The sequence below is a fragment of the Bacillus yunxiaonensis genome, from assembly GCF_037104695.1.
Lineage (GTDB): Bacteria > Bacillota > Bacilli > Bacillales > Bacillaceae_G > Bacillus_A > Bacillus_A yunxiaonensis.
The window spans coordinates 510,340-522,559 of the sequence record NZ_JBAWSV010000001.1 but is presented as its reverse complement, the minus strand read 5'-3'; the positions used below and the strand labels follow the sequence as shown (position 1 = coordinate 522,559).

The following is a 12,220-nucleotide window of genomic DNA, read 5'->3' as shown; positions in this document are numbered from 1 at the left end:
AAGAAAAATTGACTACCGATGACATTTACAAGGAATTTTGTCGTGTAACGGTATTATGAATCATAGCAAAAGAAAAGGAATAAAATACAGTGTGAAAATCTGTTGTTTTTATAAAATTTGTTTTATTATGAATAAGGGCACCAAAAAATAGAAAGAGGTGTCAAAATGTACGGAATAATAAATTATGAGGTATTTTTAATTACAGGAATTCTTTTAAATTTAATTCCTGGTGCAGACACAATGTATATAGTGGGAAGAAGTATTTCACAAGGCAGAAAAGCAGGTGTTTATTCTGTTTTTGGTATTATTACTGGCTCGCTCGTTCATACATTGTTAGTTGCTTTTGGATTATCAATTATACTTACAAAATCTATTATACTATTTAATGCTATTAAAATTATTGGTGTTATCTATCTAGTCTATTTAGGGATTAGAATGATTGTTGATAAGACGAATGTAAATTTTCAAGCTAACGTATCCAGCAAACTAAACATTAGAAAAATATATATACAAGGACTTTTGACAAGTCTTACGAATCCAAAAGTTGCTTTATTTTTCATTGCCTTTCTCCCGCAATTTATAAATACAAAAGCTTCTAGTCCTATCTCTTTTATTATTTTAGGACTTACGTTTACCATTACTGGATTATTGTGGTGTTTATTTATTGCTTATTTTTCTTCCTATGTTACAAAAAAACTAAGAGGAAACGAAAAGATAGGAATGGTTCTAAATAAAATAACAGGGATGATTTTTATTGGTATGGGGCTGAAGCTACTTCAAGCAAAAGCTCCTCAATAAGCCTAATTTATATAGAAATGCCCCCTTGTAGGAAGTTTAAATGGATAAAAAAAGCCTCTTTAATTGAATCTTAAAGAGGCTTTTTCTTTGAAGGTATTGTATCTAAAACATCAATTATACTACTTTCTTAAGTATAATAAGTCACACATCTTATACATAATTATCATGTTTTATAACTCAACTCGCTCTACAAGATTTTGAATTTGTTCTTTTGGAGCATTTATACAAATGCCTCCGTGATAGCAAATGACCGATTCGATATCAAAATTTAAATATTTCTGCAGAGAAGCAAGCGCTGTATTCATGTCTAAAGTTGTTCTCTGAACAGGTCCTTGTAAAGAGCCATCCACACATATCATAGCATCACCGGCAACAAGGGTTTTGCTTTTCTTTAAATAAAGACTAACATGCCCTGGAGTATGTCCAGGTGTATAAATTACTTGTATGCCTCCGCAATAAGGAAGCAATTGTCCATCTTCTAGAGAATGATCTACTTTCGATTCAGGTGGATTCTTATATAAAAATTGCATTTCTTTAGGAAGAGATGCCCATTCTTCTTTATTCATATTTTCAGGATTTGTTTTAATAAGCGGGAATATTCCCTCGATATATGGCTTATCAAGTTCATGTGCATACACATCGATTTGATTAGTAGCCGCTTGTAGTATTTCAGGAAGGCTTCCTATATGATCTAAATCTTGGTGTGTTACAATGACAGCTTTTAATTTTTCAAAAGGAACCCCAGCATCATTCATAGCAGTACGAATTTGATCTAACTGTCCAGGCATACCGGTATCGATCAAAATAGCTGTTTCATCGTCCCAGATAAGTGTGGGATGCAAAATGAAATCTTGTATTTTTAATTCAAGCATTGCTACTCCATTTGAAATCTTCATGGATTAAATCCTCCTTAATAGGGGTGTTTGGATTGTAGTTGATTACTACATAAGTTAATTTATCACGCCTTTTAAAAGGAAGTCAACTCAAAATATTTTATTATAACACAAATCAATATTTTTGTCAATATAATTTATTTATTATTAGATTCAAGTAAATAGAGAGGAGGATTTCCATACCGTATATAGAATATGAAAAGGTATTTTCAGACAAGGAGATGTTCACATGGATCTTATTTCAAATATTCAAGGGATTGTTTTAGACTTAGATGGTACTTTACTAAATTCAAAAAAAGAAGTATCTAAACGAAATATACAAGCTATACTCAAATGTTATAGACAAGGAATGACTGTTATTTTTGCAACAGCAAGACCCCCGCGTTCAGTAAAAGCTTTTCTTCCTCAAGAGCTCCAAGAGATAGGAGCAATTGTGTATTACAACGGTGCTTTAATCATTGACAACACATCTGAGTACAGGCAACATTATCCGATCGAATCGACTGTTACAAATGAAATTATTGAATATGTGATTGCTCATCATTCAGATGCTTGTCTTTCCATCGAATCTGAAGATACATGGTATAGCAACAAGACATTAGATTATAGTAAAGCAATGAATGCAGTTGTAAATCCAATTGTAGTTTCGTTAGATGATTTGAAAATAATAAAGGCTTCAAAATTATTAATCACGCAATATCCGTATTATGAGAAATTACACAAACAATTTGAGCATAAAGTAAGCACTGTATGTACCGATTCAGGAACTTTAATTCAAATTATGGCCAAAGATGTTTCTAAGAAACAAGCTATAATGGATCTTTGTGTTCAAAATCATATTCTGATGCACAACATAATGGCATTTGGTGATGATTGGAATGATTTAGATCTTTTCCATGCGTGCGGTTTTCCAATCGCTATGGAAAATGCAATACATGAGCTAAAAGAAATGGCGTATTTCGTTACCAAATCTAATAATGAAGATGGGGTAGCGGAAGTGTTAGAGAAGTTAATTTGTACCGTTAATAACAGTTAAAGATGTATGATTACCACTTGTTACGTAAAAAAGACAGCCCACAAGCTGTCTTTTTTGAAATTATTTAAAACGGCTTAAAACAAGGGATTCCCACCATTTCCACGGCAGTAGATTCTTTAATAAAATCATTAACTTTACACCTTTTCCAATTGGATAACGTAAAGTTGAATGCTGCGATTCAGCAATAGCTACTATTTTCTCAGCAACATCTTTCGGATTTCCTAAAGTCTCATTGCCGTTATGAATATGTTGTTCAATTTTCTTCATATATTCTTTGTAAGGGGACTCAGATCCTGAAGTGGCTTCCGCAAGTTTTTGTCCGATTTCCCAAATATTTGTGTTATATGATCCCGGCTCAATTAATGAAACTTCGATCCCAAACGGTTTTACTTCTAGACGAAGAGATTCACTCCAACCTTCAAGTGCATATTTAGAAGAAACATAAGGAGAGAGACCAGGGAAACCAATTTTCCCGCTAATACTACTAACATTAATAATTTTCCCTCGTTTTTGTCTTCTCATAATTGGAAGAACAGCCTTTGTTACTGCGATAGCTCCAAACACGTTTGTCTCAAATTGTTTACGGTATTCTTCAATTGGAATTTCCTCTACAAAACCACCGCTTGCATAGCCCGCATTGTTAATAAGAATATCTACCCGTCCAATATTGTTTATAAAAGCTGTAAATCTACCAATAGACTCTTTAGAGGTTACATCTAACTGATGAATTTTTATATTTTGTTCTATATGCAACGATGTAGCCTGTTTAATTAATTCTGTTTGTTTTTCAATATTTCGCATCGTAGCAATGACAAGATAGCCTTTTTTAGCAAATTCTAATGATGCAAGAAGCCCAAATCCGCTTGATGAACCTGTAATAATCGCGATTTTTTCTGTCATTTGTTTCTCACTTTCTATCGAAATTCAGTTTGATTTCATCATATCGAAAGGAGGGAGGGGAATTCAATAGATTATTTAAATAGACATATTTATATCCTCACATTAAAAAGTAGATTTTTAGGGAATTTCCTTTTTATATGTCAGAATATGCGCTTGCCAGGGAAATACTACTAAAATATTTGTATTCCCTAAAATAACCTAAACTGTACGGACAAATTAATTTTTATGAATAAAGTCCACCCATATACATTTCCGTTAATGTATGTACAATATCTTCAAGAGAAAAATCTCGTTCATTTCGAACGATTTCCCATAAAAACATTTCATTTGCAAAGAACCAACTTCTTGCTACTAAAAAACAATTTAAATCCTTCCGTGCTAAACCACTTTTTTGCGAATACGTAATATCTTGAACAATTCGTTCAATAAATCGTTCTCGAATAGCACTCCATCTGTACCGAACTTCGTCAGAAGCACCAATCGCTTCTTCAACAACTTGTAATAGTTGTCTTTCTATTTCCGCCATTTGTAAAAACGCATGTACTTGCTGCTGAATCATACTACGAGCTTCTTGTTTCGTTACTGGTTGAAAATTTCGTTCTGCAATCGTATAAAATTGGTTCATCACATCGTCCATTAATACAATAAGTAAATCATCTTTATTTTTAAAGTATACGTAAGCTGTCCCATATCCCGTTTCTGCTTTTTTTATAATCTGGGAAATTGTTGTTTTTTGAAAACCCTGTTCTATAAAGACTTCACGACCAGCTAATAATAGTTTCTTTTTTGTTTCAAGTGAACGCTGTTTTCTAGCTGAGAAAACATCTTTGCTCATATATACCACACCTTTGTACTGAAATATCAGAAAATTTAACTTAATTCTAGGTGAAACATTTATATAATGTCAACTGACATTATGTCATTGACGCCATGTCAGTTTTGGTGATATATTTTTACTAATTAGAATTGAAAGAAAATTAAAGAGAAGGTGATAGAATGTATTCAAAACCATTTGAACCATCTTACGAGTATGCTAGTCAATGTGACCTTTATGATGAACTTGCATCGTTTCAACATGAGTTTTATAAAAAAGAAGGAACAATTTATTTAGATGGAAACTCACTTGGACTTTTATCAAAACGAGCTGAACAGTCTTTATTAACATTGCTAGATTCATGGAAACAATTCGGCATTGATGGTTGGACAGAAGGACAATATCCATGGTATTTCTTATCCGAGCAATTAGGAGAATTAAGCGCACCCCTTATTGGCGCTTCACCTGAAGAAGTGATTGTAACCGGTTCCACGACAACAAACTTACATCAAGTTGTCGCTACGTTCTATGAACCAAAGGAAGGAAAAACAAAAATCCTTGCCGATGAATTAACATTTCCATCCGATATTTATGCATTACAAAGCCAAATTCGTTTAAAAGGACTAGATCCTGCCGAACATCTCGTTCAAGTGAAAAGCAGAGATGGAAGAATGTTAAATGAAGAAGATATTATTGCTGCAATGACAGAAGATATTGCGCTCATTGTACTTCCGGCCGTGTTATATAGAAGCGGGCAAATTTTAGATATGAAGCTTCTTACGAAAGAAGCACATGAACGTGGTATTCATATTGGCTTTGATCTTTGTCATTCCATCGGTTCTATTCCGCATCACTTTCAAGAATGGGATGTCGATTTTGCAGTTTGGTGTAATTATAAATATTTAAATGCCGGTCCAGGTGGAGTTGGTGGCCTGTACGTGAATAAAAAGCATTTCAATCGTTTACCAGGATTAGCAGGCTGGTTTAGTTCTCGAAAAGATAAACAGTTTGATATGGAGCACGAACTTACGCCAGCTGAGCATGCCGGTGCATATCAAATTGGCACACCGCATGTGTTAAGTGTTGCACCGCTTATTGGTTCTTTAGAGATTTTTAAAGAAGCGGGCATAAAGCGATTACGACAAAAATCCCTTCATATTACACGCTATATGATAAACCTAATACAACATGAATTAACAGATATGGGTTTTACACTCGGTAATCCGTTAGAAGATGAAAAAAGAGGCGGACATATTTATTTAGAACATAAAGAAGCAGCACGTATTTGTAAAGCACTAAAAGCAAATGGAATTATTCCTGATTTCCGTGCACCAAATGGTATTCGTTTAGCCCCTGTCGCTTTATACAACACGTATGAGGAAGTATGGAATGCCGTACAAATTTTGAAGAAGATTATGGTGGAAGAGCAGTATAAACAATTTGAAAATAAACGAGAGGTTGTGGCATAAGGATGAAAGAAAACAAGTGGATTGATATTTCTCAACCTCTAAACAATGATATTGCCACTTGGCCGGGCGATACGCCTTTTTCCTATGAAGTGTCATGGACAAAAGAACAGAGCGGATCTGTTAATGTTGGGAAAATTTCAATGAGTATTCACACTGGTACACATATTGATGCACCGTTTCACTTTGATAATGATGGTAAAAAAGTAAGTGATCTTGACGTTAACATCTACATTGGCCCAGCTCGAATTATTGATGTAACGGGTTATGAAAGCATAGGAGCAGAAGAATTAAAAATGCATGATTTAGAAGGGGTTAGTAGATTATTATTGCGGACCTCATCAAAAACAAATCCACACGTATTTCCTGAAACAATTCCGTATTTACGTGCTGATCTTGCGCCCTATCTTCATGAAAAAGGTGTACGCTTAATCGGTGTAGATGTTCCATCTGTTGATCCGCTTGATGATAAAGAGCTAGCAGCACACCATGAATTATTTAAACACGGCATTCACATTTTAGAAAATGTTGTTCTAGAACATGTACAAGATGGAGACTACGAACTTATCGCCCTGCCGCTTTCGTTAACAGATGCAGACGGTAGCCCGGTTCGTGCTGTTATAAAACCATTATAAAAAGAGCCACTGCATAGAGAGGATGTCCACATATGAGAGAAAATGAAAAAGTAATTATGGAAAAAGGAATTCATACAGATTTTCGTAATAACATGACATACGGGGAGTATTTACAATTAGATAGTTTACTATCAAGCCAAAAACGACTCTCTGATCATCATGACGAAATGTTATTCATTGTGATTCATCAAGCGAGCGAGCTTTGGATGAAATTAATTTTACATGAAATAGAAGCAGCTATTGAATCAATCAAAAATGAAAATCTTGCACCTGCTTTTAAGATGCTTGCACGTGTTTCGAAAATTCAATCGCAAATTATTCAATCATGGGATATTCTTGCCACACTCACACCAGCTGAATATATTGAATTTCGTGATTCACTCGGTCAAGCATCTGGATTTCAATCTTATCAATATCGAATGATTGAATTTGCGCTTGGTTATAAAACGCCACATGTTCTGAAAATCTATGAAAAAGATGCAGAATTGCATGCTCGTCTACATAAGGCACTTCATACGCCGAGTTTATATGACGTTGCAATTCAAACTCTTGCGAAAGAAGGATTTCCAATCAATCCAAATCTGCTTCAGCGCGATATTACACAACCGTATGAAGCAGATGCAACAGTAGAAGCGGCGTGGTTAGAGGTATACTCAGATGTGAAGAAATATTGGGACTTATATCAACTGGCTGAAAAGCTCATCGATATCGAAGATTGGCTGCAGCAGTGGCGTTTCCGTCATATGAAAACTGTAGAACGTATTATCGGACATAAAATGGGAACTGGCGGTTCTTCAGGCGTTTCTTATTTAAAACGTGTACTGGACCAATCATTTTTCCCAGAGCTTTGGGCTATTCGAACAAAACTATAAACGATTAAACAATAAGCATAAGAGCTTTCTCTATGAAAAAGCTCTTATGCTTATTTGCATATTTTTAAATTGGAATTATGAATTATATTATTCTTATACGAAACAAAGAAGGTGAAAAAATTATGTTTAGTAAACAAGATGTCTTTCAAAAGACACTCATATCATTTTCTGCAATAGGGATATCTTTTGGAATCCTTTCATCAAATGTTGAAGCAGCTCCCAATCCATCTGCTTATTTAGCAACACTTCAATTTGATGGAACAGATTGGATGGATACAGGAGAAAAAAATTTCCCTCACGCATTTCGTTTCCAGTCTTATGATAACGATATTGAACATAATAAAGAAAATGAAATTCGTTTCAAAATTGGAAATGCTGTAACAGGGATAGGATCAACAGGGTTAACAAATCGTGGTCCCAATAATCAACAACCAGCTGTCTATTTTCATATTGCTAAAAGAGGAGAATATGAAATATATGAATATTGGCTTTATTATGCTGACAATGATTGGATTAACAACCATGAACACGATTGGGAAAAGTATTTTGTTTACTTAAAAAATGGTGTTCCAACTCATCTGCTTATATCGAGTCACAATGGTTATAAAATAAGGACATGGGCAGAAGTCCCAAAAGATGATGGGCATCCTTTAATTGGTGTTGATGGAGGAGCTCATGCAATGAAATGGGATAAAGAAGATGGAGTGCAAATTCGTTATAATGGAGATATCACAAAACACAACGGACGTCTTGATGAAGGGGATCAAACGAATCAACCATGGATTCTCTATAGCAATGATCCAATTGATGGTGTAACAAAATATTTAGCTGCTCCTGATACATTTTATTACGGCGATCCGGCTTATCTCCTATACTCAGATGAATATAGTGATCCTCGCCAAGCACCTTGGAAACGCGAAGAATGGGATAATCCGCCACTTCCTTAAACAAAACGCTCATATGAATACATATAAAAAGAGTAGAAAAAATCTACTCTTTTTTGTTTCTCATTTTAAATTCCGTTATAATAGTCAAATTAGCAATAAGTAGTAATGGAGGAGTTTCTATTGAACTTACCAGAATTAGAACTTGCATTTAAGAAGAGAAAAGTAAATGCTTTTCTCGTTTATCAAAAAGGTGAAATCGTTACAGAATATTATAAAACAGAGAAATGTGCACAAAATGTATATAAAATTAATTCGATAACAAAAAGTATTATCTCTATTTTAATTGGCATTGCAATTGAAAAAGGCTATATCCATAGTATACATACACCCATTGTAGAGTGGATTCCAAATATACCAAAAGAAAAACAAGATCTGACTATATATCATTTATTAACGATGACAACGGGTGAGGAATGGCAGGAATTTGGAAATGGTGTTGTTTTCCCAAATGATTTTGTTGAGTCCGATCATTGGATAGACTATATTTTAAAGAAGCCCCTGATGAATCAGCCCGGAACAAAAATGAATTATAATTCAGGTTCTTCACATCTGTTAAGTTATATTGTACAAAAAACAACTAACATGACGACGGAACAATTTGCAAAGATACATCTATTGGATCCTTTACATATTACCGACTATGAATGGCAACAAGATCCACAGGGAATTTTTGTCGGCGGCTTTGGCATGAAAATGAAAGCAGAAGACATGCTGAAAATCGGCTTGTTATGTCTACAAAATGGATATTGGAACGGACAGCAACTTGTATCTTCAAGCTGGATTAGGCAATCCCATCAAGAAAGATATACAACATACGAACATATTGGGGCATACGGTTATCATTGGTGGGTATTAGATCCAAACAACTTCAACATACCATACCATACATATTTTGCGATGGGATATGGTGGACAATATATTATCATTGTTCCTCAATTAGAGTTAGTCGTAGTCATAAGTAGTCAAATGCCAAAGCGGGGCTTGGTGCCGCTTAAACTGTTTATAAAACATTTACAAGAAATGCACTAAAAAGGACAGGTATTTCCCGGCCTTTTTAGTACTCTACTTTTGGGCAGTGAGAGCTTTCCAACAGTGGGGGATGAAGAACCTCCTACTGATGGAAGTTTCACTTCATACGAATCGTATTGTAAAACAACAAATCTACTCCTTCTATCTAACGTTTGTTCTTCTGTTACAGTATTTTGTTTTCTCTTATCTCGGTGTTTCTTTAAAATAAATGTTTAAAAATTTTTCTGTTTTTGTTTCAAATTCTACATCAACAAATACCCCGAACTCTCTTCCGTTTTCTCGTAACCATAACTTAAATTTCTCTACTGATATATTTACTGTTTTAGGACGTCTACCAATATGAAGATAATCGATAATATCAGCCTGTGGATATTTTTCTTTCGTCTTTTGCACCGCAAGCTTTCCCCATTTTGCATATGGAGGCTGCGCATGACTGATGGAGAAAGGTCTGTATATAAATAAAGCTATTGTAATAATTCCAACACATATAAATAAACGGGTATATAAATGTTTCATACTAAGCTCCTTTCTCCTGTACTAACGGGCAGTAAGACTCCCGCTGATGGAAGTTTCACTTTATAGCATTTTCCATAGTGTTTACACTTAAGCAAATTCATATGAATCTGCCTTTTTTTGTCTTCCTTACATAAAATCGCATCATTTACAAAAAATAACCTTGAAATCATCGTCATTTTCAAGGAGGTTGAACTATGCGTCGTAAAGCTTTCTTCAAAGTACCGCTTTTACTCGTTACATTAGCGACTGCTTTGCTAGTAAGTAATATCCATGAGAAGGAAGTAGGGGCTTTTTCCAATCAAATCATTCAAAGAGGAGCTTCTGGAGAAGATGTAACCGAACTACAATCAAGGCTCAAATATATTGGATTTTACAACGGAAAAGTAGATGGTGTCTTTGGTTGGGGTACATATTGGGCACTTCGGAATTTCCAACAAAAGTTCGGATTACCGGTTGACGGACTTGCAGGCCCATCTACTAAACAAAAACTAGTTAAAGCTACAAAATATGAAAAACAATCCAATAATACCGCAAATAAGCAAAATAACAAACCGGCGCCAAATAAAGGTACAAATGTTCCAAATGGATATTCGCAAAACGACATTAAAATATTAGCAAATGCTGTATACGGGGAATCTCGCGGTGAACCTTATATCGGACAAGTTGCCGTAGCAGCTGTTATTTTAAATCGCGTCAGCAGCCCGTCTTTTCCAAATACAGTGGCAGGTGTGATTTATGAGCCGCGTGCCTTTACCGCTGTTGCGGATGGACAAATCAATTTAACACCAAATGAAACAGCGAAAAAAGCTGTACTTGATGCGATTAACGGATGGGATCCATCTGGAGGCGCGATTTATTACTTTAATCCAGATACAGCAACAAGCAAATGGATTTGGAGTCGTCCGCAAATTAAAAAAATTGGAAGACACATTTTTTGTAACTAGTTAGGAGGTGGATGAGATATGTTTAGAGGTCTCATTATCGTTTTATTAACAATTGGAGTTGTAGGTACAGGATATTGGGGATATAAAGAACATCAAGAGAAAAATGCGGTATTAATTCACGCTGAAAATAACTACCAGCGAGCATTCCATGATTTAGCATATCAAGTCGATATATTACACGATAAAATCGGGACAACATTAGCAATGAATTCACGAACATCATTATCACCTGCATTAGCTGACGTGTGGCGCATCACATCTCAGGCACACTCTGATATTGGCCAGTTGCCACTTACATTGCTTCCGTTTAATAAAACAGAAGAATTTCTATCGAGTATTGGAGACTTTAGTTACCGTACAGCTATACGTGATTTAGATAAAGAACCATTAAACGATCAAGAATATAATACACTCCAGCAGCTATATAATAATGCTGCAAATATTCAAGATGAACTGCGCAAAGTACAGCATCTTGCACTAAAAAACAACTTACGTTGGATGGATGTTGAATTAGCTCTTGCCTCTAATAATAATCCAGCTGACAACACAATCATCGATGGCTTTAAAACAGTGGAAAAAAACAGTCAATCTTACTCCCAAAGCCATTTTGGACCAACGTTTACAAGTTTGGAAAAAGAGAAAAAAAGCGAGACGCACATATCTGGTCCAAAAATTTCGGAAGACCAAGCAATAAATATTGCAAAATCTTTCCTTAGTTTAAAGGGATCCGAAAACATTTCTGTTGAAAAAAGTAGCAAGGGAGCAAAAGAAAAATTTTATAGCATTACTGTAAAGGATCCAAAGACAAATAGTGAAACGAATATGGACATTACTGAACAAGGCGGCTTTCCAATTTGGGTCATGAACAATCGGGAAATTAAAGAACAAAAAATTAGCTTAAAGGATGCAGGAGATAAGGGACTTTCCTTTTTAAAGCAAAATAAATTCAAAAACATGGAGTTATATGAAAGTTCGCAATACGATTCTGTCGGTGTTTTCACATTTGTAACGAATCGGGACAACGTGCGTATATATCCAGAATCCATTCAAATGAAAATTGCGCTCGATGACGGTTCGATTGTCGGTTTTTCGGCAAAAGACTATTTAGCTTCTCGTAAAGACTTAAAATTCCCAAAACCAACACTATCGGTTTCGGATGCACGGAAGAAAATCAATCCCAATTTAAAAGTTATGGAAGAGCGTGAAGCAGTCGTTGTAAATGACTTGCATAAAGAGGTACTATGTTATGAATTTTTAGGGACACTTGGCAAAGACACATATCAAATCTTTATTAATGCCAATAATGGCATGGAAGAAAAAGTGAAAAAATTACAAAGTGTAGAACAAGTTTTTGATTAATGAATAGGAGT

General features: G+C 35.0%; 13 protein-coding genes. 9 read left to right on the top strand and 4 right to left on the bottom strand.

Annotation, left to right across the window (positions count from 1 at the left end; translation table 11 throughout):
• Positions 1–165: 165 nt before the first annotated feature.
• Positions 166–798, top strand: coding sequence for a LysE family translocator (locus WAX78_RS02595; protein ID WP_336480732.1), 633 nt, complete (start codon positions 166–168; stop codon positions 796–798).
• A gap of 170 nt (positions 799–968) precedes the next feature.
• On the opposite strand, the gene WAX78_RS02590 is transcribed toward WAX78_RS02595, so the two are convergent.
• Positions 969–1,694 carry an MBL fold metallo-hydrolase gene (locus WAX78_RS02590; RefSeq protein WP_336480731.1) on the bottom strand — a complete coding sequence of 242 codons (726 nt, stop codon included), beginning with the start codon at positions 1,692–1,694 and terminating at the stop codon, positions 969–971.
• A 226-nt stretch (positions 1,695–1,920) separates the two neighbouring features.
• Here WAX78_RS02590 and WAX78_RS02585 point away from each other — a divergent pair, with 226 nt between their 5' ends.
• Positions 1,921–2,727 (top strand): HAD family hydrolase, encoded by an 807-nt coding sequence (locus WAX78_RS02585; protein WP_336480730.1) that lies wholly within the window; start codon positions 1,921–1,923, stop codon positions 2,725–2,727.
• Positions 2,728–2,787: 60 nt separating this feature from the next.
• On the opposite strand, the gene WAX78_RS02580 is transcribed toward WAX78_RS02585, so the two are convergent.
• Positions 2,788–3,627, bottom strand: a complete 840-nt coding sequence (locus WAX78_RS02580) for an oxidoreductase (RefSeq protein WP_336480729.1) — start codon at positions 3,625–3,627, stop codon at positions 2,788–2,790.
• A 223-nt stretch (positions 3,628–3,850) separates the two neighbouring features.
• Complete coding sequence (locus WAX78_RS02575; RefSeq protein ID WP_336480728.1) at positions 3,851–4,462, bottom strand: TetR/AcrR family transcriptional regulator; 612 nt, start codon at positions 4,460–4,462, stop codon at positions 3,851–3,853.
• A 161-nt stretch (positions 4,463–4,623) separates the two neighbouring features.
• Between WAX78_RS02575 and kynU the strand changes: the two genes are divergently transcribed.
• From kynU to WAX78_RS02550, 5 genes are all read left to right on the top strand, one after another.
• Complete coding sequence (kynU, locus tag WAX78_RS02570) at positions 4,624–5,910, top strand: kynureninase (protein ID WP_336480727.1); 1,287 nt, start codon at positions 4,624–4,626, stop codon at positions 5,908–5,910.
• Between the two features lie 2 nt (positions 5,911–5,912).
• Positions 5,913–6,542, top strand: coding sequence for an arylformamidase (gene kynB, locus WAX78_RS02565; RefSeq protein WP_336480726.1), 630 nt, complete (start codon positions 5,913–5,915; stop codon positions 6,540–6,542).
• A gap of 32 nt (positions 6,543–6,574) precedes the next feature.
• Entirely contained in the window at positions 6,575–7,414 is an 840-nt protein-coding gene (kynA, locus tag WAX78_RS02560; RefSeq protein WP_336480725.1) for a tryptophan 2,3-dioxygenase, read from the top strand.
• Positions 7,415–7,536: 122 nt separating this feature from the next.
• Positions 7,537–8,361, top strand: coding sequence for an NPP1 family protein (locus WAX78_RS02555; protein ID WP_336480724.1), 825 nt, complete (start codon positions 7,537–7,539; stop codon positions 8,359–8,361).
• 120 nt (positions 8,362–8,481) lie between these two features.
• On the top strand, positions 8,482–9,390 hold the full coding sequence (locus tag WAX78_RS02550) for a serine hydrolase domain-containing protein (RefSeq protein WP_336480723.1): 909 nt from the start codon (positions 8,482–8,484) through the stop codon (positions 9,388–9,390).
• 183 nt (positions 9,391–9,573) lie between these two features.
• Here WAX78_RS02550 and WAX78_RS02545 read toward each other — a convergent pair whose 3' ends face one another.
• On the bottom strand, positions 9,574–9,906 hold the full coding sequence (locus tag WAX78_RS02545; RefSeq protein ID WP_336480722.1) for a YqzG/YhdC family protein: 333 nt from the start codon (positions 9,904–9,906) through the stop codon (positions 9,574–9,576).
• A 194-nt stretch (positions 9,907–10,100) separates the two neighbouring features.
• Between WAX78_RS02545 and sleB the strand changes: the two genes are divergently transcribed.
• Together sleB and ypeB are read left to right on the top strand one after the other, a co-directional pair.
• A complete protein-coding gene (sleB, locus tag WAX78_RS02540; protein WP_336480721.1) occupies positions 10,101–10,850 on the top strand; it encodes a spore cortex-lytic enzyme in 750 nt (249 codons plus the stop codon).
• A gap of 18 nt (positions 10,851–10,868) precedes the next feature.
• Positions 10,869–12,209 (top strand): germination protein YpeB, encoded by a 1,341-nt coding sequence (ypeB, locus tag WAX78_RS02535; protein ID WP_336480720.1) that lies wholly within the window; start codon positions 10,869–10,871, stop codon positions 12,207–12,209.
• Positions 12,210–12,220 lie beyond the last annotated feature (11 nt).